The organism is Lysinibacillus sp. FSL M8-0355 (genome assembly GCF_038008985.1).
In the GTDB taxonomy this organism is placed as follows: Bacteria; Bacillota; Bacilli; order Bacillales_A; family Planococcaceae; genus Lysinibacillus; species Lysinibacillus fusiformis_D.
Map to the genome: position 1 here is coordinate 3105606 of NZ_JBBPAI010000001.1, position 24122 is coordinate 3129727.

22 protein-coding genes are annotated in these 24122 nt (G+C 37.9%); 8 read left to right on the plus strand and 14 right to left on the minus strand.

Features of this window, described 5'->3' with window-relative positions:
* Positions 1-606: 606 nt before the first annotated feature.
* The gene (locus MKY46_RS15060; protein ID WP_036120381.1) at positions 607-1086 is read right to left on the minus strand and encodes a thioredoxin family protein; all 480 of its coding nucleotides are present in this window, start codon (positions 1084-1086) and stop codon (positions 607-609) included.
* Between the two features lie 196 nt (positions 1087-1282).
* On the opposite strand from MKY46_RS15060, the gene MKY46_RS15065 reads away from it, so the two are divergent.
* Together MKY46_RS15065 and MKY46_RS15070 are read left to right on the plus strand one after the other, a co-directional pair.
* A complete protein-coding gene (locus tag MKY46_RS15065) occupies positions 1283-3577 on the plus strand; it encodes a YhgE/Pip domain-containing protein (RefSeq protein WP_058844125.1) in 2295 nt (764 codons plus the stop codon).
* An 80-nt stretch (positions 3578-3657) separates the two neighbouring features.
* A complete protein-coding gene (locus tag MKY46_RS15070; RefSeq protein ID WP_036120389.1) occupies positions 3658-4164 on the plus strand; it encodes a PCYCGC motif-containing (lipo)protein in 507 nt (168 codons plus the stop codon).
* Positions 4165-4192: 28 nt separating this feature from the next.
* On the opposite strand, the gene MKY46_RS15075 is transcribed toward MKY46_RS15070, so the two are convergent.
* The 6 genes from MKY46_RS15075 to MKY46_RS15100 form a co-directional block, all read right to left on the minus strand.
* Entirely contained in the window at positions 4193-6235 is a 2043-nt protein-coding gene (locus tag MKY46_RS15075; RefSeq protein WP_036120392.1) for a cellulose biosynthesis cyclic di-GMP-binding regulatory protein BcsB, read from the minus strand.
* On the minus strand, positions 6235-7506 hold the full coding sequence (locus MKY46_RS15080; RefSeq protein WP_036120395.1) for a glycosyltransferase family 2 protein: 1272 nt from the start codon (positions 7504-7506) through the stop codon (positions 6235-6237). Before MKY46_RS15080 ends, MKY46_RS15075 begins: the two co-directional genes overlap by 1 nt.
* Positions 7499-8947, minus strand: a complete 1449-nt coding sequence (locus tag MKY46_RS15085; protein WP_230593779.1) for a DUF2334 domain-containing protein — start codon at positions 8945-8947, stop codon at positions 7499-7501. Before MKY46_RS15085 ends, MKY46_RS15080 begins: the two co-directional genes overlap by 8 nt.
* A complete protein-coding gene (locus tag MKY46_RS15090) occupies positions 8937-9794 on the minus strand; it encodes a diguanylate cyclase domain-containing protein (protein ID WP_036120398.1) in 858 nt (285 codons plus the stop codon). Before MKY46_RS15090 ends, MKY46_RS15085 begins: the two co-directional genes overlap by 11 nt.
* Positions 9775-10833: a glycosyl hydrolase family 8 gene (locus MKY46_RS15095; protein WP_230593780.1), complete on the minus strand. Its 1059-nt coding sequence runs from the start codon at positions 10831-10833 to the stop codon at positions 9775-9777. The genes MKY46_RS15090 and MKY46_RS15095 overlap by 20 nt, the downstream gene beginning before the upstream one ends.
* A gap of 276 nt (positions 10834-11109) precedes the next feature.
* On the minus strand, positions 11110-11646 hold the full coding sequence (locus MKY46_RS15100) for a hydrolase (RefSeq protein ID WP_036120402.1): 537 nt from the start codon (positions 11644-11646) through the stop codon (positions 11110-11112).
* A gap of 415 nt (positions 11647-12061) precedes the next feature.
* Between MKY46_RS15100 and serC the strand changes: the two genes are divergently transcribed.
* Together serC and MKY46_RS15110 are read left to right on the plus strand one after the other, a co-directional pair.
* On the plus strand, positions 12062-13150 hold the full coding sequence (serC, locus tag MKY46_RS15105) for a 3-phosphoserine/phosphohydroxythreonine transaminase (RefSeq protein WP_036120405.1): 1089 nt from the start codon (positions 12062-12064) through the stop codon (positions 13148-13150).
* Positions 13151-13424: 274 nt separating this feature from the next.
* Complete coding sequence (locus MKY46_RS15110) at positions 13425-13784, plus strand: hypothetical protein (protein ID WP_036120408.1); 360 nt, start codon at positions 13425-13427, stop codon at positions 13782-13784.
* A gap of 66 nt (positions 13785-13850) precedes the next feature.
* Here the strand turns inward: MKY46_RS15110 and MKY46_RS15115 are convergent, their stop codons facing one another.
* The 3 genes from MKY46_RS15115 to MKY46_RS15125 are packed head-to-tail and all read right to left on the minus strand — an operon-like array spanning position 13851 to position 15900.
* On the minus strand, positions 13851-14279 hold the full coding sequence (locus tag MKY46_RS15115; RefSeq protein WP_036120410.1) for a Fur family transcriptional regulator: 429 nt from the start codon (positions 14277-14279) through the stop codon (positions 13851-13853).
* On the minus strand, positions 14276-15139 hold the full coding sequence (locus tag MKY46_RS15120) for a metal ABC transporter permease (protein ID WP_036120412.1): 864 nt from the start codon (positions 15137-15139) through the stop codon (positions 14276-14278). The genes MKY46_RS15115 and MKY46_RS15120 overlap by 4 nt, the downstream gene beginning before the upstream one ends.
* A gap of 14 nt (positions 15140-15153) precedes the next feature.
* Positions 15154-15900, minus strand: a complete 747-nt coding sequence (locus MKY46_RS15125) for a metal ABC transporter ATP-binding protein (RefSeq protein WP_036120413.1) — start codon at positions 15898-15900, stop codon at positions 15154-15156.
* 167 nt (positions 15901-16067) lie between these two features.
* On the opposite strand from MKY46_RS15125, the gene MKY46_RS15130 reads away from it, so the two are divergent.
* A complete protein-coding gene (locus tag MKY46_RS15130) occupies positions 16068-16304 on the plus strand; it encodes an endonuclease IV (RefSeq protein WP_036120418.1) in 237 nt (78 codons plus the stop codon).
* Positions 16305-16369: 65 nt separating this feature from the next.
* Here the strand turns inward: MKY46_RS15130 and MKY46_RS15135 are convergent, their stop codons facing one another.
* Together MKY46_RS15135 and MKY46_RS15140 are read right to left on the minus strand one after the other, a co-directional pair.
* Positions 16370-17263, minus strand: a complete 894-nt coding sequence (locus MKY46_RS15135) for a deoxyribonuclease IV (RefSeq protein ID WP_036120421.1) — start codon at positions 17261-17263, stop codon at positions 16370-16372.
* A 12-nt stretch (positions 17264-17275) separates the two neighbouring features.
* Positions 17276-18577, minus strand: coding sequence for a DEAD/DEAH box helicase (locus MKY46_RS15140; RefSeq protein ID WP_036120423.1), 1302 nt, complete (start codon positions 18575-18577; stop codon positions 17276-17278).
* A 293-nt stretch (positions 18578-18870) separates the two neighbouring features.
* Here MKY46_RS15140 and MKY46_RS15145 point away from each other — a divergent pair, with 293 nt between their 5' ends.
* From MKY46_RS15145 to MKY46_RS15155, 3 genes are all read left to right on the plus strand, one after another.
* Positions 18871-19926, plus strand: a complete 1056-nt coding sequence (locus tag MKY46_RS15145) for a 2,3-butanediol dehydrogenase (protein WP_036120426.1) — start codon at positions 18871-18873, stop codon at positions 19924-19926.
* Between the two features lie 266 nt (positions 19927-20192).
* Complete coding sequence (gene vrrA / locus MKY46_RS15150) at positions 20193-20687, plus strand: VrrA/YqfQ family protein (protein WP_036120445.1); 495 nt, start codon at positions 20193-20195, stop codon at positions 20685-20687.
* Between the two features lie 73 nt (positions 20688-20760).
* Positions 20761-21729 carry a 4-hydroxy-3-methylbut-2-enyl diphosphate reductase gene (locus MKY46_RS15155; protein ID WP_036120448.1) on the plus strand — a complete coding sequence of 323 codons (969 nt, stop codon included), beginning with the start codon at positions 20761-20763 and terminating at the stop codon, positions 21727-21729.
* 48 nt (positions 21730-21777) lie between these two features.
* Here the strand turns inward: MKY46_RS15155 and MKY46_RS15160 are convergent, their stop codons facing one another.
* Complete coding sequence (locus tag MKY46_RS15160) at positions 21778-22479, minus strand: response regulator (protein ID WP_340809235.1); 702 nt, start codon at positions 22477-22479, stop codon at positions 21778-21780.
* 18 nt (positions 22480-22497) lie between these two features.
* On the minus strand, positions 22498-24078 hold the full coding sequence (locus MKY46_RS15165; RefSeq protein ID WP_036120476.1) for an ATP-binding protein: 1581 nt from the start codon (positions 24076-24078) through the stop codon (positions 22498-22500).
* Positions 24079-24122 lie beyond the last annotated feature (44 nt).

A 24122-nucleotide genomic window follows, 5' to 3' on the forward strand; every position in this document is an offset into this window, starting at 1 on the left:
TGTATCAAAAGTTATTTTGATACAGTCTCTTAATGTGGAAAAGAAAACCATCCATAATAGCATTTTTGTGAAAGGTAAAAAAGGATTTCTGTTGTAGGCTACTTGCTTTCCTGTGGGCGAGCGCCGAGCCGCTTCCTCTGCTACCGCTCCGTTTAGAGGCTCGCCTGTCTCGCTATCCCACGGGACTCAAGTAGCCTTCCACCCCATAAAATAAAAATGTTAACTTTTTAGCAAAGGTTCAAGTGAAGGCATTCACTACTCTTTTATGGAGGGGTGTTGTCACACATCACTTCTCCACATTGAAAATAAGAGGCTATCCTCTCTTATAATATAAATAATGGTCTATTTTGTTCAGGAAAAGACACTTTTGCAGAAAGGTTGATTGGAGTGGAGCCAGCGTCACTCCTAGGGAATTTAGCGTCATAGAGGAGACCCTGGAGCGAACGCAGTGAGTGAAGCGGCTCATCGGACGCCCCCTGGAAAGGACGCTGGCGGAACGGAAATCAACCTCTTACCTTGTTAAAAAGTCTTGTTCTGCTATTAACATCATCTTTTTCAACAACATGAGACTGTATCAAAAGTTATTTTGATACAGTCTCTACTTCTCTATTTCTTTAACACGACGGTATTTAAAAAAGTACGTAAATCCTCTTCTTTAAGAGCTCCTACAAAGCGATTTACTTCTTTACCACCTTCGAAATGAATAAATGTCGGTGTTGCTTCAATATTATACTTATTCCATAAATCTTCATATTCATAGACATTCAATTGTGCAACATCAACACCTAGCTCATCGGCAACTGGCATTAATACTGGTGTAAATGCTTGGCAGTGAACACAAATTGGACTGAAGAAGTAAGCATTAACCGCTTCACCAGCTTCAATTTTAGCTTCTAGTTCATCTGGTAACATAATGTTTTGATAGTTTTTATCGTCTAATTGATCGATTGTTTCTTGTTTTAGCTTTTTATCGCCGTAAGGGTTGTTTGCGCTTTCTAATTTACTCTTGTTTGAGACATTGGTAAGCACAATAATTGCTGCAAATAATACAACAATCACTGAGCCAATAATTAATAATTTTTTCACTAAAATAGTGACCTCCTTTTTTACACTAAAAGCCTAATTTTAGTGTATTCGCGTTTGATTATAAAGTGTTTTGAAAACCTAGTAAACTAATTTGCCTTTAAATGAAGATATTTCACATTTATAACATAATTTTAAGTATATTTGGGAACATACATAATGAGAGATCATGCAAATTTTGAAATGTGGGGTGATTTAGATGAAAAACTCGTTCCAGCATGTTTTTCAAATTTATACAAAGGATATCCGAAATATTGTTACCAATTGGGTCGTAGCTGTCATTATAGGTGGACTTATTTTCCTGCCTTCTCTTTACGCATGGTTGAATATTTATGCTTCCATGGACCCGTACGCCCACACAGCTAATATGAAGATCGCAATAGTCAATGAAGATAAGGGAACTACTGTTAGAGATGATGCCATCAATGTTGGAAAAGAGGTCATAGAGAATTTACGTACTAATAATAGCTTTACATGGGAGCTAGAGACGGAGAAACAAGCGCTGGCACAATTAAAAAATGGCGAATACTTCGCTGCCATTGTCATCCCCCATGATTTTTCCGAAAAGCTAACTTCCATTCTAACCGATCAACCAACGAAAGCTCATATCGATTATTATGTAAATGAAAAAAAGAATCCTATTGCCCCTAAAATTACAAGTAAAGGTGCAAGTGTCCTTACACAGCAAGTTTCGAATGAATTTGTGTCGACTGTCAATGGCACTCTTTTTTCCATTTTTAATACAATTGGCGTTGAAATGGAGCGTGACATTCCTGATTTTCGCAAATTTGAAAACTATGTCTTTACAATCGAACAGCATTTACCTGATATCAATTCATTTTTGACTCAAGCCTCTACGCAAGGGCAGGATGCAAATCAATTACTGAATCAAGCACTTACACAAATACCTCAAGTAGAACAACTTACAACAGATGGTTTAACGACCATTCAGAAGGGTTTACATTTAGTGAATGAAGCGGATGTTCTGTTTAATGAGCTGTCACCTGTTATCAAACAAGATGTAGCCACTGTCCAAACTATCGCACAACACTTTTCAGATATCATAAATAAGCTCAATAATATCGACTTAGATCCATCCTCCTTTGCTCAAACGAAGGAAGCATTGCAACAGCAATTGACAACCGCCAAAGATAACATCACTAATAGTATTCAAACGCTTGAAGCTTTGCAAAAATTAATTCAAGCTGATGCCTTAACACGACAGCAATTAGAGAAGTCTTTGACAACTATTATCAATTCTTTACAGGAAAATAATGCCGAAGAGAATCAGTCACTCATTGAACAGCTTACAACGATCCGTGAAGCCTTACAGCATCAACCAAGCTTCATTGATTCCACGACAAACGCTCTTAGCGCATTACAACAGTTACATGCTTTACATGACGATGTACTAAATAAACTGGCACAAGTAAAGCCAATTGATAAGGAAGTCATCAAGCAGGATATTGTCGCTATTCAAAACATGGCACAAAACGCAACGACTAATTTGCAGAAATTTTTATCCTATTATAATGATAGTCTAGAGCCACAAATTCGATCCACCTTAGCTAGTGCTAAACAAACATTAACAAATGCTTCGGCTATGCTGACGGATGTAAAGCAATTCATTCCACAAGCAACAGCTAAATTGTCACAGGCTAAAAATACACTAGGAACGGCTAATAATGCTATTCAAAAAATACAAACGGAATTTCCGACTTTAAGCTCAAAAATTAAGGAATTAGCGACTAAACTGCGGACACTAGAAGAGGAAGCCGATATTGCAGAGATTGTGCAATTACTGAAAAATGACGTCAATGCTGAACGCGATTTCTTTGAGGAACCTATTAAACTGCAGGAGCATCGCTTATTCCCTATTGCAAATTATGGAACAGCTATGACACCGTTTTACACTGTGCTATCTATTTGGGTAGGTTGTTTACTGTTAATTTCATTATTATCTGTGAATCTTCATGGCAATTCATCTTACAGTATTCGTGATATATACTTTGGTCGACTTTTAACATTTGGAACTTTTTCTTTTATCCAAACATTGATTATTACCATCGGCGATACATTTTTAGTAGACGGCTCTATTCAAGCACCCGTTTACTTTATCTTATTTGGTCTTTTCATTAGTCTCGTATTTATAACCGTTGTGTATACACTCGTATCCGTCTTTGGAAATGTAGGGAAAGCATTAGCTATCGTGATGCTTGTGCTACAAATTGCAGGGTCTGGTGGGACATATCCTGTCGAATTATTACCAAGGTTTTTCCAAATAATCAATCCATTTTTACCTTTTACGTATGCTATAGAATTAATGCGTGAAGCTGTAGGAGGGATAATTTGGTCCACAGTTTGGGTGGATCTCCTCTTCTTAGCAGGTTTCTGGTTCATTTTTATCCTGTTCGGCTTTTTCTTAAAGAAATTATTGAGCGAGAAAATGGAACATTTCATGAACAAAACACGTGGATTAGATATATTTCATTGATTTTCAAATAGACTGCCTGTAAATGTTTACGGAAACGATGTTATAATGGAAGTATTGTAAACATGTAGGAGGCGCTATTTTTGAAGAAAACGATTTCTATTTTTGTTGTATTGGCGTTATTATTATTAAGTGCATGTGGTAAAGATAAAAACAGTGTTGAATCGAACCATGAAGCTAATGACGCTTCACATGAAGGACATACACAAGCTTCAGGTGATATACAGGAAGAAACCGCTTCGGCTGATGTCCTGCCATCCTTTTTAGACGATAAACAGGAAAATATTCGTTTAGTCTATCAGCTTGCAGGACAATCGACAGAGGTTCTAGAATGGATGCCATGCTATTGCGGTTGTGGCGAATCAGTAGGCCATAAAAGTAATTTAAACTGCTTTATTCAGGACAAACGAGAAGACGGATCCATCGTCTGGGATGATCATGGAACACGTTGTTTAGTATGCTTAGAGATTGCTGTACAGTCCGCACAAATGCATAAAGAAGGAAAAAGCCTAAAAGAAATTCGTCAGGTCATTGATGATACTTATAAAGAAGGCTATGCAAAGCCAACACCAACTGATATGCCTGCATAAAAAAGCAAAGTCGCACGCGACTTTGCTTTTATTTTTTCAATTGATTTTTCTTCCTTTTGCGAAGAATGATATATAGAATTACTGCGATGACAATAATCAGCCCCACAAATTCCGCAATTAAGACATAGGAGATCTCACCTTTTTTATCTACGTTTATAACGCCGTTATTAGCATGCTGATTCACTGCCACTACAAATTGTCCTTCTTTTGTTTCAATCGCAGCAGCTATCTGTGAATCCGTCTCTTTTAAATGGCTATAAAAGTCTCCCGTTATGGGAGTATCTCCAAATGAATGAATCCATAGTAAAGGCTCATTAACCTGCCAGAAATTTTTTGTTATAAATGCATATTGACCAATAGCCTCAGGTAAAAATCCTTGTTTGATGAACTGCTTAGTTGTATGCGGAATCGTGGTAGCATGTTGTGACAGCCATGTCAGATGCTCCATATCTCCCGTAAAAATAACTGCATGCTTTTGTAACTTTTCCTTTGTGACATTTTTGTCCTTCATCAGTGTGATTTGCGCCATTTTTCCATTCATCATTAATGCTTTATAAAGCGACACCATTTTTGTATCATCCATATTTTCGTTACTAGGGATGACCATTAACGTATTTTCATGAAAGGCATTGGGGAAATCACGTAATGTAAAGGTTGGCTCTGCTGTATCTTTTACAATGGACAATGTGCTGTCACTATCAATATACAGCCAGTATCGCTCATTAGTTGTTTCACACGGATCTTCAAGTTGGAAGCCCGTTACCTCAAATTGAAGATCTGTCATTGATTGCTTGTTAAGCACGTTGGTTTGGATCGGTATGATCGCCTCGTACATATCTGATGTTGTTTGTTCTAATTTTCGTAAATCTACAGCATGTGGCACATTATTAATATAAGCAATCAATTCTAATTTTCGATCCTCGTCCTCTTTACTGCTCGGTATAGTAGCAGATTTTTTTAAGATCAATCGCATCGTCGCTTCTTTATTTGCCTCTAGTTGCGGCAAGGAAACATAATAATGAGGTGTCATTGTGACTTGACTAGATAAAAGTCGGTCCTCAAAGCCAAATTGCTGGAATGGAATCGTTGTGTCGGATGTCTGTTCCACTGTCGGTACATCTTTAATCGCTACTGTATTACCGATTAATTGCTCGAATAGTCTTGCTTCGGTTAAAAATGATAGTCGATCCTGTATCGCTTGAGCATTCGAAGAGGTTACCACTAAAAGTTGAACTTTTCGATTAGAGTCTGTATTCAAAAGTTCCTGCATTGTCAGTGTCATTGCATCATCCGTAACACTTATGTTGTTTACTATTTTTTTCAATAGGCTTGTACTAAATTCGGTTTTCGCCCCGACGATAATGATTGGACCTGACGCTTTACTAACAGCATCTTCTCGTTTAATCTGTACATCTATATCACCATGTTCGGATAAAAAAGCAGCAAGCTGATAGCCACTGTTTAATGTGGCTTCAGAGGCCTGCTTCGGTAAAACAACCGTCGTGACATAGCCCTCATAACCTAAAAATGCAGCAGGATAACTTGTTAAGGACCCTGCCTGACTTTCCTCGCTGAATGCTGAAATAGATGATAATATTTCGATGCGTAACCAATTCCCTGCATTGCCTGGAGCGACGCAAATTCCTTCTTTCAGAATGCCATAAAAACTAGCTGTTATTTTATGTGAGCCTTGTAACAGTGCTTCTTTTGGAAGATTGACCGTAACAGTTTGTTTTAATAAATCGGCTCTCAATGGCACTGTTTTAAGTGCTACATCATCCACTTTCACCGTGAAGGAGGACGGTGCTATCAGTAGTTCTGAATGCTGAATTTGAAATGTCACTTGTTGATTATTTGAGGGAACATCCTCAGTTAAATTGTAGTAAAAATCTCTGGACGAAGAAGGCCCCTGTAATTCGATTGGCTGTGCTAATAACGGCTTTTTCTGCTGTTGATTGCCTTCTATTGCAATTATGTTGTCATCCACGGTAATGGTTGCCGCAACTGCATCGTTAGCAAAACATAAAAAACCAATACAAAATAACAATGAATAGAAGAATTTGGTTCTCATTATTCTGCTCCTTTATCTGATTGCTTGGAAAAACGCTCTGTTTTATACCATTGAACTTCCTGCCCTGTAAACATGCGTTTTATTTCTAATAGTAATGACCAAACGACTAGCACGATCCACATTTGCGAATAGGTAAAATACATAAGTATGACATAGAAGAAATTTTTTCGATTCATTTCTGTTTTTTCAATACTTAAAGTAATCATAACTTCACCTAGGAAAAGTAAAAAGGCTAATACCCATAAAACAAGGGCAATATCGCCAACGGTCAAACCAATATCATAAAATAAATTAATGATAAACAAAGTATTGGATAATATAACGCCAAAGAAAAATAAGAAATACGTAAAGAAGAAGTAAAATAAATCAAACATAATACTTTTTCTTTTTAAGGTAAAAAATTGACTCAAGAACTTTAGCACTACATATTGATTGCCCCTTGCCCACCTTGTGCGTTGCTTCCACCATACTTTTAATGTTTCTGGCTCTTGCTCCCATGTAATAGCCTTTGGGAAAAAGCGAATGTGGTAGCCTAAATTATAAACACGAATGGTCAGCTCTGTATCTTCTGCTAATGCTTTTACATCCCAACCACCTAATTGCTCTAAAACAGTGCGCCGGATAGCAAAATTAGTGCCAGGTATGGTAGCCACCTTAAACCATTTCCAACGCCCTCCCTGAGCCATCCATTGGAAACATATCGTTTCAATATTAATAAAGCGTGTCAACCACGTTTCCGCTGCGTTGATAACACGAAACTTCCCTACAGTAGCAGCTGCTTTCGGATCATTTATTAATCCCATCACTAAATACCAAACTGCCATCCGTTCAGGAGTATTATCAGCATCATAGACCACTACGATATCGCCTGTTGAATCAGCAAGTGCCGAATTTAACGCAGAGGATTTCCCTTTCCCCTTGTTCGGCTCTACTGTTTCAATCACACGAATAAATGGAAATTTCTTAGCGTATTGCTCTGCAATCGCACCTGTTTCATCAGAGGAATTATCATTAATGACAATCACCTCTAGTTGATCTTTAGGATAATATAAACGAGACATGGCCCTTAGTGTCTGGTCAATCACGAGCGCTTCATTGTGAGCAGGGATAAAGACACTAACAGAAGGAACTTTGTCCATTTTTTTAGCCCATTCATCAATCGGTTTTTCAAATGTACGAAAGTGTAAATAACCACCCTCCATTAAAAACATATGATAGAGTAACATGATCCAAATGAGGAAAAGTGAAATAAAAAATAATGTATTAGCCATTTGTTTTCCTCTCCTCAAATAATCTCTTACGTAATGTGATACGTAAACGTAAGGTACTTATAAAAAATAATGTAACAAACAGGGAAACAATGAAAACGAGCGCCCATAATATTAACTCAAATGGTCGTTCATCAAATGAAATTTTTAATCGTTCTAATTTCGAAAACGATAAGTGAATGGTTTGTTTACCCTTTTCATCCTGCACGATCGAAACGTTCTCTGACGTTACTTGCTGTTTCGTATGACGGAAATCGAAAAATTCGATTTGTGGATGTTCCCTTAAATAAGCTACAAGACCCTCTACGTAGGAAGCATTTAAATAGGCTGGATATTGAATACCAATGATGGAGCTAGGCACTTTTAATAATCGATCTATTTCCTGTTGGACAGGATATAGAGGAAGATTGTCCGTATTGGCAATAGACCCAACCGTTATCGGGTAAATGATGCGATTGTCACTTTTCGATAGATATAGTTGTTGATTTCCTTGTTGTATACTCCCTTTAAATAAGGGGCTATCACCATTGATGACTGTAGGATAAATTTTACGAAGTACTAAATAATCAAGACTTCTTTCAATTGGAATAGTGGTGGATGATGAAAGAATAAATGGATAATTTTCCTTTTGCAATTGTTGCAAATAACTTAATAATTTTTTATTGTCGTGCAAGTGATAGGATTTTTTTTCATGCTCATCCATGAAAATGGGTGTGACTTCAAGAGCAATGGGTATTTTTTTTTCAGAAAATCCCGTCACTACCTCTTTTAACTTTTGCACATCTGTTTTCATATTAATATCTGTTAACACGATATAGCCAGGATGTACCTGTGGCTTGGGTAATTGTAAAAGCTCGCCTATGATAGCAGGCCATTGATAGGACCATGTATCTTTATTGATGAATTCTCCAATAAATGACCATTTGTCCTTGCTGATGATAAAAGGATAGGATTGGTTTACTGATAAAGCCCTCTGGATTATTTTTGAATCATCGGTTGGTAGTAAACTGTTCCACCGCACAGGGCTGTGTAAACTTTCTTCTCCTATCGCTCTAAGTTCCACTACTGGACCTTCCTGCCATTTGGAAAAGGGTGCAAATTGAAGCGCATTGTCACCTATCAACAGTACGAACCCTTTGAATTGATTCAGTGCAGACAGTGCTTGTGGAGGAAGTTTTGTTGGGTAGGCGTTCATTACAACGACGCGTTTGTATGGTTGCAGCTTTTGTTTGTTGATATCTTCTATCGAAACAACATCTACTGATGTGTAACTCTGCAATATGGCTTGCAATGCGATTACATCCTCATTTGGCTGTTGGTTACTTGTGACATAGATCAAAGCTACGTCCTTATCAGAATCGGCTGCAAAGACCAACTCTTGGTTGATGAAAGTATAAAAACAAAGCATGCCAATGGCGAACCATAAACGATAGTTAGAGCGCACTTGTTTTCATCTCTCTTTCCAGTTCTTCTAGTAATTCATCAAATGTTGATTCCTTCAGTGGATGATAGGTAAAAAAGCTTGTTTTATAACGGAGCGTCACCCATTTTTCATTTAACAATTGGTGATTTTTTAAAGCCTGGTCCAATTTGTCATAAATAACTTCCATATGCTCATCCGTCGTATCAATTAGCAGTAAGCCGATATGGTCTTCACGAAATCGAAATTTTTTATCTGTCTGCCTAACAGTTTGTTGAATCCTTTGAGAGAGCTGTTGCCATAAATGTTGGACTTCTTTCGCTCCATAAAGTTGTTGGAACTTGCGATAATTTTCAATCTTCAACACCATAAAAACAAAGGTATGCTTATGTCGATCCGCTCGTCGCATTTCCTCATTGACACTAATATACATACGTGCCTCATTATCAAATCCAGTTTCAACATCAATCGCTACATATTTTCTAACATCTTCTTGCAACTTTTTTAAATAGTTTTCCTGTTCTTTCATTAATTCATGCATCTTACCAGCACAAAGAATGAGTAGCAGCAATAGGATGCCATATATGAAAAATATCTGCATAGAGAAGGTAGAATTTAAAAATGTCATGGATCCAGATATTCCTGTATAGAGAAGTGTTGATCCTGTAATAAAAATAAAGACAAGGCTACTGATAAGCCCAAATACCGTCCCTCTCCAAAGGGTGAGAACAAGTAAGAGCATTAAAAACATGTATAGTAATAAGCCTTCAACATCCTGTCGCAATAAAAAATAAGCAGGTATTTGCAAGAGTAAAATAAGAATGGTCCCATATACCAAAATCGCTCTATTTTTAGTCATTGTTGTACGCATTTTCTACCTCCCTTTCTGCTAATAGTGGTAGTAAATTATCAAAACTATGCGTTGACTGCGTTTTTTTATCAACATAGCCTGTTGTAGGGTCTTTCAAAGCTGACATTTTTTCGATGAACTGTTGTGCTAATTGCTTCTCGTTTAAGGCAATCATATAGCGAGCTGCCATTGCATAAACGGCTGGTGATTCATAGCTAACTGTTGATTCATTTGTTTGTGCATTGTATCGACCATACAATTTATCGTCTCTTTTTAGAAGGTTTAACAGCCAGTTTTTAAATGCGGCTGTATCTCCATTCATTGAAGCCAGATGATAAGCCGTATACAATTGATCAATCATGTGTAGTTCCTCATCAAACACATAGCTCTTAGAAGGAATATCATAATATTTTGGAAAAAACCCTGCCTCAGTGAGTGGCGCATCTTGCAAAATTGCTAACTGATGCTGAACTTGTTGTTGTGATAACACATCATATTTTTCCATTTCTTTGAAAGCAGAAGGCATAATATAGCTAATTGTTAGTGTCTGGGCTTTATCATGAGTATAAACATCCACATAATCGACAAATAGATTTTGATTCATCCCATATTGAACTAACTGATCTCCCATGTTTTTACCCAATTGTATGTAAGACGAATCATGCCATTTTTCACCTGCTTCCAGTAAAACACGAATGATTCGTAAATCATCAATCAGGGCGTTTACCGTAGCTTTTTTTGAGCCCTCTATTCTCCAGACAATCATATCATTTGTTAAAAAATAGGATTTCATGACATTCACCTGGTCATTGAAACGAGCTTGATCGTCTTTTTCTAATAGGTACGCAAGCCATAACCCTACTGATTCTGATAAAAATAAATCCTTTTGGTTTGTTAAATCTGTGCTTAACAACCCTTTATCATTTAGTAAATCTTGAATAACAAACTGTTCCGTTGGTGAAAGAGGTTCTTTTTGAACAGTCATTTCTTTGGCCGTACAACTAATCAAAAAAAGAACAACACTACCTATAAACAGCAACCATTTATTATTTTTACGCATTGTCATCATCCTCATTAATCGTTATTTCCCTATAATGAAATCCCGCCTTTTTATTATAGTATACAATAATTAGAATGGCGAAGCTTTTATAAGAGTAGTGTCCTACACGTATCTGTTTCCATAAAAAAAAGATGTCCGAAAAAGGTCTATAGACCCATCGAACACCTACCATATTTATATAAAATCATTATATTTTTGTACATTATTATTAAAAGTAAAAATTATTATTACAAAGATTGCATGTTCCAGACCAATTGTTTCAATTTTAACTTCCTTTTACTTCACTAACTGTAAAATTGTTTTAAAATGTTCATGGTCTGCACGTTGTAACAGCTCGTATAAAATCATCTCTGTGCTCGTTGGATAAATACCAAGTGCATTCATCTTAGTTAGCCCGATTTCTTTATTTGCCTTTGTTCGAGAAGACACAGCATCTACCACAACTTCCACTTCAAATCCTTGTTCCTTCAATTGTCTCGCCGTTTGGTACACACATATATGTGTTTCGATACCCGTGACAATAAATTGTGAACGTCCGCTTTCTTTCATCGCCTCCACAAATGCCTCTTCCTGGCAAGCACTAAAAGCCATTTTAGCAATGGGTTGCCCTTGTAAATGCTGGGCTATATCCAGTGCTGTTCCACCTAAGCGACTTGGATTTTGTTCGAGCCATAAAATAGGTACTTCAAGTGCTTGCATGGCTTGTACCAACTTTGCTACATTGTCAATCATCGCTTCACTGTCATCCACAATTGTCGCTAACTTTCCTTGTACGTCCACAACCACTAAACAAGCTTTCTCTACTGTAAACATTTTGAACACCTCTTTTTTCTATTCTCTCTTATGATTATACAAAATCTTGCTTTACCTGTCGTAAAGTAAGAAGTTCCTTTCTTCAAAAATAGAGAGTACTGCAATCGATTTTGCTTGTTTTGGTGCTTTTTATACATTTTATCTATAATAGTAGAATAATTCATATAACTTTAAACACGAACATTGCATGAATTAAATCATAACAATATGTATAAATCACGAAATACATAACTTATTTATGTGACCAAAACTTCTTTTTATTCGTATTTAACCTTCAAAACAGACTTAAATGTGACCATTTTGTTGCGAGTCTGTCGCTATTCTGCTCAAATATTAAGAATTTTATTTTTTCTCTTGAAAATTGGGGTATAATCCAGTAAAGTTCTGTTATTAACCAAACAAGGAGTGTACCACTTTGACACAACGTGCATACAATTTCAACGCAGGTCCATCTGCACTACCACAAGAAGTATTAGAAAAAGCTCAAGAGCAATTAGTAAACTTCCGTGATTCAGGTATGTCCATTATGGAAATGAGTCACCGTAGTGCCATTTTCGACGAAGTACATAACGAAGCCATTGCTTTATTAAAAAAACTTTATGCCATTCCAGAAAACTATGAGGTGCTATTTTTACAAGGTGGCGCAAGTCTTCAATTTACAATGATTCCTATGAACTTCTTAACAACTGAGCAAAAAGCTAGCTATGTATTATCAGGCTCATGGTCTGAAAAAGCTTTTAAGGAAGCGAAATTGTTTGGTACACCTGTTGAAGCTGCAAGCACAAAAGAAAACCAATACCGCAATATTCCTGCTTTAGCAGACATTCAATTCAATGAAGATGATGCCTATGTACACATCACATCGAATAATACGATCTACGGTACACAATGGAGTAATTATCCTGACACAGGAAATGTTCCATTAATTGCCGATATGTCTAGTGATATTCTGTCAAAACCAGTGGATATTGAAAAATTCGGAATCATCTATGCAGGCGCTCAAAAAAACCTTGGTCCATCAGGGGTAACGGTCGTCATTATTCGCAAAGATCTGCTTGAGAAAGCCAATAAAAATATCCCAACAATGCTGAAATACACAACACACGCTGATAGTAATTCACTTTATAATACGCCACCCACATTTGGTATCTATATGTTAGGAGAGGTATTAAAGTGGGTAGAAGCTAAAGGTGGCGTAGCTGCAATTGAAAAACACAATGAATTAAAGGCCAAAGTGATTTATGATGCCATTGACAATAGTAATGGCTTCTACAAAGGTCATGCGGCTTCAGATAGCCGTTCTTTAATGAACATTACATTCCGTGTTGCAGATGAGGAGCTTGAAAAGCAATTCCTTGCAGAGGCGAAGGCAGCAGGCTTTGTAGGGCTAAACGGGCATCGATCTGTAGGTGGCTGTCGTGCTTCCACTTACAATGCAGTGCCTCTTGAGGCTTGTGAGGCTTTACGAGATTTCATGGTAGCGTTCCAACAAAAACATCAATAGACTTATACTAAACGACGACGAATTACGTTTCTGTAATGACTCGTCGTTTTTTGTTTAAAAAAATCATGCAAATCTATCCCCCTACAAATCATTTGAATTAGATATTTATAGCAATTTTTCAGCTTAGGGCTTTACACAATGCAAAAGATTTTGAGAAAAATATAGATTTTTAAGCTGCCTATCGGACATATCGCCAGCCTCTAGTTATGCACCAAACATAGATTATTAGTGTAAGGGTTACCCTTACGAAACTAGAGGAAGGGAGGTCTAGACGATGGAAGATAAACGATATACGACACAGATGAACTGGCAAGGCTGTAAATGTCCTAAAAAGGTGGAAAAATGCTGTCAACGTAAAGTTGAGAAATGTCCTTGTCAAAAAGAGGAAAAATGTACACCAAGAATGAGCAGTAACTGTAGAAGTTGTATTTGTCAACAATTAAGAAAATTAGAGCTTGCTACTACACTAGATATCTTCTTATCTGGAGGTATTAGCTTCTTAGGTGTGACTTTCATTTCCTTCGATCCACGAACTTGCTGTGCATACTTCCTTGAGCCAGGTGCAGCACCTGCTTCTCCTTTAATTGTAGATTGTAATAAAATTGTTGCGATCCGTAGAGTAGCAGTAGCTTAATAAGTTAAGAGGGTAGCCCTATATAGGTGCTACCCTCTTTCTACATAGAAAAAACGCTGTCGTCTTTTAATTTGACAGCGTTTCATGCTTACAATCTGGACATTTGCCATATATTTCGAACTTATGATTTTCAATTTCATAGTCAGGCAATTTTTCTCCTAGCATTTCCATTGGGCAAAGATTCAGCTCTTTGACGTTGCCACAGTCCATACAGATGAAATGATGGTGATGATGGGCAGATTCACAGTGCATACGGAAGTTACGTTCTCCTGATAGCTCCGTTTCTTCTAAAATCCCCAGCTTCACAAAAGTAGCAAGGTTGCGATAAATAGTATCAAAACTCATTCCTGGAAAATCCTTTTTTAAAACGTCCAATAAATCGCGGGCCGTCAGATATTTATCTGTTGCAGCAAACATATCTAATAGTAACTCCCGTTTATCTGTTTTTTTATAGCCATTTTCTTTTAATATTTCCCACGCTCTTGAAACATTCATTGTGCTACCTCCCCCTGCTTTGCAGCCATTTTAAATGCTACTTTCTTTCCTAGGATTACCAGTAACAAAATCAAAATCGAAGTGACAACAATCGTACCACCCGGCGCTAAATCCATATAAAAGGCACTAATTAGACCAATTAAGACAGCCGTTTCTCCAAAGAGGATAGCATAGATGATCGTTTGCTTAAAGCCTTTTGCCAAGCGCATTGCAGCTGCAACAGGTAACGTCATTAATGATGACACAAGTAAAATCCCTACTATGCGCATACTTGCTGCAATGACAAGTGCTGTCACAATCATAAATAAAAGATGAACCCAACGTGCCGGCAGTCCACTAGCTTTTGCATATTCCTCATCGAAAGATAAAACAAATAATTCTTTAAAAAATAAAAACAAAAAGACAATGACAACAGCTGCAATTCCGATTACAACCCATAAGTCTTGGCGTGACACTGCAGATACCGAGCCAAATAAATAGCTCATTAAATCTGTGCTAAAGCCACTAGCCAGTGAGATGAAGATGGCACTTATGCCGATACCACCTGACATAATGATAGGAATGGCAAGCTCCTCATAGTGTTTATACAAACGTCTTAGACGCTCAATTAAAATAGAGCCACTAACAGAGGCTAGTATTCCTAGATAAATAGGATTGAGCATGGCTAAGGCTGTTACAGACTGACTGATATATAAGCTCCCCGCAATTCCTGCAAGTGTTACATGTGACAAAGCGTCCGCAATTAAGGATAACCTTCGTACAACAATAAACACACCTAATAATGGAGCAAGAATGCCAATTAATAATCCAGAGAAAAAGGCATTTTGTAAAAATTCATAGTTTAAAATTGCTTCAATCATGGTGCCTACTCCTTCTAATGAATCTTTCTCACGGAATGACCATACCAAGCGTCTAGCGCATCCTGGGAGATATTATCAAAGTCATTTTTATAGCCGTGGAAGTGAATGGTTTGATTTAAACATGCCACATGGCTAATGCGATTCGATACCGTATCGACATCGTGTGTGACAAGAATCATGGTAATTCCTTGTTCCCGATTCAATTTCGCCAGCATATCATAAAATGACTGCACATTCTCATGATCAATGCCGACAGTTGGCTCATCTAAAATGAGTAGTTTTGGATCACTAACTAAAGCTCTTGCAATAAAGACGCGTTGTTGTTGTCCACCAGATAGCTCGCCAATGTTACGATGCATAAAAGCATCCATGCCAACTGCTTTTAAAGCTGCTTGAACTTTCCCTTTAGCATCTCGCCCTGGTCTTTTAAAGAGCCCTATTTTTTTCGTTAATCCACTTTTCACGACCTCTTGCACAGTTGCTGGGAATCCGGAATTAAAGGCATTAGATTTTTGAGAAACATAGCCAATCCATTCACGATGCTTGAAGGTTGCACTTGGTTCACCAAATAATTTTATTTCTCCAGACAAAGGCTTTAATAAACCTAAAATGATTTTTAATAGCGTTGATTTCCCAGAACCATTCGGACCGAGAAGTGCTAAAAAATCACCCTCTTCTACACGAAAAGAGATGTTTTTTAAAACGTGTGTATAGTCATATTGAAATGACACATTTTCAATATCAATAAGTGTTGTTTTCATGCATGATCGCTTCTTTCTAATTCAAAATCATTACGATTTACAAATTGTAAGTATAAAGGAAAGTGCAGTTTTTGTAAAGAAAAGAAGACAGATGCTTTTTCGAATGGGCTGATTGCGCGTGTGTACATGATGTCATGAAAATAAAACGCGATAAAGGAGGATTGACTTTGAGTATTCAATTTTTACAGCAATTGTCACAAAGCACAGATAAGGAAATTGTCGCGATTGCTCGTGAAGAAGGCTTTAACATTACGACTTCGGAAGTCAAAAAACTTCGACCTTATTTGGAGCAATTCTCATTTTCTTGGCTTTTTTTAGGCATTCCAAAGGACATTCTAGTAGAAGTTGAGGCGGTTTTAGGAAGAAAGCGCTCTCGTCAACTCATCGCATTGTTTACAAAGTAAAAAGAAGCCCGAAATCAGTGTACTATACTGATTTCGGGCTTCTTTATCTTGCTCCATATCGGGTATTAGCCTTTTAACGCTTCAATATGCTCAGGCTTAAATGTACCACTTCGTAGCATTTCAATTTCAACTTTATACGGAGCTACCTTAGATTTTCCATCACTATTTAGCGGCACAAATGGTGTTTCTAAAATTTTAGGAACATTCATCAATTGCGGATGGTGCACCACATAGTTTAGGGCATCAAAGCCAATATGACCAAAGCCAATATTTTCGTGACGGTCTTTACCAGCACCTCGCACATTTTTTGAATCATTAATATGCAAGACTTTAATGCGATCCACACCGATAATTTTATCAAATTCGTTTAATACACCATCAAAATCTTCCACAATATTATAGCCAGCATCATGTGTATGACAAGTATCAAAGCAGACAGAAAGACGTTCGTTATGAGTGACGCCATCTATAATTTTCGCAAGCTCTTCAAAGGAGCGTCCACATTCTGTCCCTTTCCCTGCCATTGTTTCTAAAGCAATTTGAACGGGATAGTCTTGTGTTAATACCTCATTTAAGCCTTCAATAATTTTCGCAATCCCAGCGTCAGCACCAGCACCGACGTGAGCACCAGGATGCAAAACAATTTGCGTTGCTTCCAGTGCCGCTGTACGTTCAATTTCAGATTGTAGAAAATCAACCCCAAGGCGGAATGTTTCTGGTTTTTCTGTGTTGCCGATATTAATAATATAAGGTGCATGCACAACAATATTCGTCATGCCGTGCTCTTTCATATGCAGGAGACCATTCATAATGTTTAAATCCGCAATGGCTTTACGACGCGTATTTTGCGGAGCTCCTGTATAAATCATAAATGTATTAGCACCGTAAGATAGTGCCTCTTTACTAGAGCCAAGCAGCATTTCTTTCCCACTCATCGAAACATGTGAGCCAAGTAACATGTAAAAGCCCCCTTATTTTTTACCTCGTGCTTTTAAGCGACGTTCACGTTTTTTAATTTTTTCCATTTCCCATTTCATATTACGTTTATAGCCAGGTTTAACTTTTTTAGGCTTACGCACTAACGCTTTCGCTTTCACATCGATTTCATTCTCTTGCTTCACGCGATTTTTACGTGCGTGACGTTCTTTTAACTCAGACCATTCGCCATCTTTTACGTCTTTTTGCACAAATGGAATGCCCATTTTTTCGACACGAACTACTGCATCCTCATCAGACGGTTCAAATAAAGTAATGGCTGTTCCTTTATTGCCTGCACGTGCTGTACGTCCAACTCGGTGAATGAAGAATTCCAAGTCCTCTGGAATTTCATAGTTAATAACATGAGAAATTCCTTGAATATCAATACCACGTGCCGCTAAATCAGTAGCAACAATGTATTGATAGTCGAGTTCACGAATTTGCTTCATCATCTTTTTACGATCACGTGGACTTAAATCACCATGAATTTGGCCACAACGGATGCCATGCTCATTTAAATAACCAGCAACATGCTCTGCCGTTTTACGTGTGTTAGTAAAAATAACGGCTAAAAACGGATTGATACCTTCAATGACTTCTAATAAACGTTTGTTACGAGATTTTGAGCGCACTGGCACAAGTACAAAATCGATACCTTCTGCCACTGGTCGTTTATCATTCATATGGATGTGCACTGGAGCTTCCATATATTTCTTTAAAAATGGCTGAAGTTTTTCTGGAATCGTTGCAGAAAAAACATACATTTCAAGCTTTTCTGGCATCTGTGAAGCAAATCCATCAATCTCTTCTATGAAGCCCATATCGAAAGCTAAATCTGCTTCATCGACAACTAACATTGGTGCCGTATGCACAAATAACGCTTGTGCTGAAACAAGATCACGAATACGTCCAGGTGTTCCAACAACAATTTGAGGTTGTGTTTTTAATTTATCAATGGAGCGTTGTTTGTCCGTACCCCCAATAAATAGTTTCGCTTGAATAGCAGTTCCTTCTATTAATTGATTTAAAGCATCAAAAATTTGCTGTGCCAGCTCTCGTGTAGGGGAAGTAATAACGGCCTGTACTTCCTGTTTTTCTGCATCAATACGTTGAACAATTGGAATTAAAAAACTATGTGTTTTCCCTGTTCCCGTATGTGCCTGTCCAATGGCACTCTTCCCTTTTAATAAAAGTGGAATAATTTCTTTTTGAATTGGTGTCGGTTCTGTAAAGCCAAGTTTTGCAATGGCGTCCTGCAAAAATGGCTGAAAATTATAATCAGTATATTTTGACATCATTCGTTCCTCCTAACATCTTTTTCATTGTACCATGATTCGAACTTTAAGGTATATTTACGTCCTATTTCTTACAAGCATAAACATAATTTTAGTGTTTTATAATCACCGTAACAAAGCCCTTATCAAAGGTACTTGAAATACGCAGAATATGCAATCAAAAAAGCGCTGTAACAATGTTCGAAAACGCTAGTAATATGTAATTTTTATGTCAATTTATAGTGAACTAATGATTAGCATATTTCCCACATGTTATGATGGTGCTGTAAGATATTATAGGAGGTTGATAGATTATGAAAGCAGCAAGATGGTATAAAGCTAAAGACATCCGTGTAGAAAACATTGAAGAACCAGTCATCACACCTGGAAAAGTAAAGATTAAAGTACATTGGACAGGCATTTGTGGTAGTGATTTACATGAATACGCAGCTGGGCCAATCTTTATTCCAGTGGAGCAACCTCACTATGTAAGTAAAGATATCGCACCAATTGTTATGGGACATGAATTCTCAGGAGAAGTCGTAGAAATTGGCGATGGTGTAACATCCGTTAAAGTGGGAGATCCTGTCGTTGTTGAACCGATCCTTGCATGTGGTGAATGTGCAGCGTGTAAAAAAGGGAAATACAATATTTGTAAACACCTAGGTTTCCACGGTTTATCAGGCGGTGGCGGAGGATTCTCTGAATATACAATGGTAGATGAAAAAATGGTTCACAAAATGCCAGAAGGTCTTTCTTATGAACAAGGGGCACTTGTAGAGCCAGCAGCAGTTGCCTTACATGCAGTACGTCAAAGTAAATTGAAAGCTGGCGACAAAGCAGCTGTATTTGGAACAGGTCCAATCGGGCTTCTTGTGATCGAAGCATTACGTGCAGCAGGCGCAGCAGAAATATACGCTGTAGAGCTTTCAGCAGAGCGTGCCGCAAAAGCTTTAGAACTTGGTGCAACAGCCGTAATTAACCCTAAAGACGAAGATGCAGTAGCTCGTCTACATGAATTAACAAACGGCGGCGTAGACGTTGCCTTTGAAGTAACAGGTGTTCCAGTGGTATTACAACAAGCCATTGATTCCACAACTTTTGAAGGCGAAACAATCATCGTATCTATTTGGGAGTCTACTGCATCTATTCAACCAAACAATCTTGTTCTATCAGAGCGTTCAGTCAAAGGAATTATCGCGTACCGTGATATTTTCCCAGCAGTAATGGAGCTCATGACACAAGGTTACTTCCCTGCGGACAAGCTTGTCACAAAACGCATTGCACTTGATGAAGTGGTGACAGAAGGCTTTGAGGCATTAATGAAGGAACGCAATCACATTAAAATTCTTGTGAATTCTCAAGCTTAATATAGAAGATTGAAAAACGTCGAGAAGTGGACACTCGGCGTTTTTTCGTTATCTAAGTTGCTTCATTGTTAGTAGCACAATTTTTTTATCTACATATACTACGCTCACAAGCAAAAAGGAGTATGTCGTTTCGGTTAATTTTTTATATAAGAATCGGTTGGCAATGTTGTTTTATTTATCGATATCGCACCCTACCATTAGCCTTTGCATATCATAGCTATAGTCAGGTATGTCATCAATGAAAAACAAGTAGAAAGGAGATCATTATGGTATTTCGACAACCTTATCCATACCCTATGTATCCGGGTGGCATGAGAATGCCCATGCCCATGCCAACACCTTCACAGATGTCGCCACAGTCCTTTTTTCCGCCTGGAGGCTTCCCTGTTCCACCACGAATTCCAGGCGGCTTTCCAATGGCTAATGGAATAGGTTCCTTTGGAGGGCAAATGCCGATGCCACCTGTGCAAGAAGCTTCGAAAGTCGGTTCGTTTTTACAGCAAGCCAACAGTTTATTCAATACGGCTAAAACCTATACCCCTTATATCCAACAAGCCATGCCGATGGTGAAAAATATTCCATCTCTTTTAAAATTGTACAAAGGATTCCAAGGACTTCCTTCCGCTGGAGCTGGCGCTGAAGCAGCAGGTAGTGATAGTAAGGCCGCTACTGGAAGTAGACGATCATCTAGGCAAAGTGCATCATTTACGCCAGCTGAACCACTTCCATCCAAACCACGTATTTTCCAACCACCTATGTAAATGAACGTTTCTTTGTATTCACCGTCCCTGTCCGTTATAATGTAGATAGGTAAGCTTGAAAGGAGTCACAACCATGCAAGTATTGAAAATTAATCCACGTGGCTATTGCTACGGTGTTGTCGATGCGATGGTGATCGCACGTAATGCCGCACTTGATAAAACATTACCAAGACCTATCTACATCTTAGGGATGATTGTGCATAATAAACATGTCACAGACGCGTTTGAAGAGGATGGTATCATCACGTTAGATGGTGAAAACCGCCAAGAAATTATTGAGCAAGTTGAAACAGGTACGGTCATTTTCACAGCACACGGTGTTTCACCAGAAATTCGTGAAATTGCGAAGCGAAAAGGCTTAGTGTCCATTGATGCTACATGTCCTGATGTAACAGTTACTCACGATTTAATTCGCGAAAAATCTGCAGAAGGCTATGATATTATTTACATTGGTAAAAAAGGACATCCCGAGCCAGAGGGTGCCATTGGCGTTGCTCCGGATCATGTCCACTTAGTGCAGTCCTCTATTGATATTGATGCGTTACAATTAACGAACGATAAATTACTTGTCACAAATCAAACGACAATGAGTCAATGGGATGTCGCCCATTTAATGGATAGTTTAAAAGAAAAGTTCCCACATATAGAGGTACACAAAGAGATTTGTTTAGCTACACAGGTTCGTCAAGAAGCTGTTGCTCAGCAAGCAGGAGAAGCGGATTTACTAATTGTTGTAGGTGATCCTAAATCAAATAACTCCAACCGTTTAACACAAGTCTCTGTAGAAATTGCAGGAACACCATCCTATCGAATTGCTGACGTTTCAGAGCTAAAAGTAGAATGGTTAAAAGGCATTAACATTGTAGCTGTCACAGCAGGTGCTTCTACGCCAACACCGATTGTAAAAGAGGTTATTTCCTTCCTTGATCAATTTGATGAAAATGACCCTTCTACACACGAGATTAAGCGTACGGTAACATTAAATAAAATCCTGCCGAAAATTAAAACACCAACACCTGTTGATAAAATTTTGCCTTATTAATTAACAGCTAAAAAATCCTGGTTGCCATGATGACAATCAGGATTTTCTCTATTTACTAAAATAATAGTTGATAGGGCGACCAATGCCTCCATAATGGACATCCATTGTAATTTCCTCTTGCTTCTCTAAATAATCCAAATATCTTCTGGCCGTTACACGAGCAATTCCTATTCCACTTGCTACCTCTTCAGCCGATGCACCATCTACCGATTGTAAAAAGTGCACCACCTTTTCGAGTGTTGTACGATTAAAACCTTTTGGAAGATTTTTCTCTGATTGTAGTGTATGTGATGGCTCTATGTTATTTTTTTCATCACGATAATGAAATAACTGATCCAATTCTCCCTGTGTAAGCTCTCGTTCTATTTGTGTTTGCTTCTTAAAGCGTAAATAATTGTCAAGTGTCCCTTTGACTCGTTCAAATGAAAATGGCTTCATAATATAATCAAAGACACCTAGATGCAGTACCTGTTTCACCGTCTCCATATCATTCGCAGCCGTTACAGTGATGACATCCACTGGTAAATCCAGCTCGCGTATTTTGCGTAAACTCGTAATACCATCTTGCTCGGGCATAAAAATATCCATAAAGACTAAATCAGGCTGATGATGACGAATTTGTGTAATGCCCTCTAAGCCATTAGATGCCTGTCCAATCACTTGAAAATGTTCTACCTTTTCAATAAATTGACGATTTACCTCTCGCACCATTGGATCATCCTCAATTAATAATACTTTGATTTGTGCCACTGTCTGCCCTCCATCCAATTATGAATAATAAAAGGTGATTAAAAAACTTGTCCCTTTGTTGGGTTCACTGATGACTTCAATATCACCCTGTCCTTTTTCAACGATTTCTTTTATTAGGAACAACCCTATTCCACGGTAGTTTTTCTCTTTTGTAGAATAACCATTGTCAAATATGTGCTGTTTGACCTCTTCCGTCATGCCAACACCGTTATCCGTTACTAAAATCGCAAGGACATCCTCATCTTCATCTACTGAAACATGAATCACTTTCTCCTCAACCTGTACATCTTTTAATGCATCAAATGCATTCTCGATTAAATTACCAAATAGAATAACGAAATCATGATGATCCAAATTAGGTGGGAAGGATGTTAATCGACTTTCACGATCAATCTCTAGTCGAATTCCTTGTTCTTTAGCATAGGAAATTTTACTAAGCAATAGCCCAGAAATATTTTCATTTTTTATACGTTCATTTAAAAAATTCGTAATTTCATCATGTTCTTCCTTCACTTGCGTTATATAAGTAAGTGCCTGTTCATGATGACCGAGCTGTAAAAGACCTGCTATCGTATGCAGTTTATTTTTATGCTCATGCGTTTGTACGCGCAGAGCTTGGACAAAAGCTCGAACGCCCGTTAGTTCTTCTGCAAGCTTTTTCACTTCCGTACGGTCTTTAAACATGGCTACTGCCCCGACGGTTTCCCCATTAACCTGTATCGGAATTCGGTTACTCATAATACTGTGATTATTAATATATAGCTCACGATTAAATAATGGCTGATCTAGCTCTAAAATTTCAGGAAGTCGTGTATCGGGCAGGACATGAAAGATTTTCTGACCAATTAGTACAGAGGGTTTTTCATGAACACCTAATATATCACAAGCTTTTTCATTAAAAATTGTGATGGTTAAATCATTGTCGATGGCAATGATGCCTTCATGCATGGCATTAAATGTTTCTGTACGCTCCACATACATTTTGGCAATTTCATGAGGCTCTAATCCAAACATTTGCTTCTTCATATGAAGCCCTAAAGTTCGTGCACCCCATACACTAAAGATTAAAGATAATAGAACAGTAATCATCAGCTCTGTTTCCATTGATTGTAGTAATTCCACTACTGTAAGTACACTGAACCCCACTACCGTAACACCGATTTGTTGACCTTCTTGATTCATAATCGGTACAAATGCACGCACCATATCACCATGCTCTCCACGAGCGATCGACGTATAATAATGCTCAGAAAACGCAGCGTTTAAATCACCCGATTGCGATATTCGACCAAGTTCCTGGCTATTGGGGTGAGAATATTTTCGACGTTCCATATCAAGAACAACAATATACTTTGCTCCATTGATATCACGGATTTCTTCTACTACAGGGTTAATATGTTGAATGGCCTCGAGGTGATTTTCGCTAGCAATATACGTTTTTATTTCAGGAAGCTGTGAGACGGTTTTGGCCACTAGTAGTGCTTGATCACTTAGTTTTGTTTTCTGTTCATTCATCACAAACCCTAACAAGAAAGTACCACCAATACTAAAGGAAAGCATCAGAATAAAAAACGTCAGTGACATGATTTTTCTCTGCATCGATAACTTTTGAAATTTCAAGATGGCCGCCTCCCTCCTACTAT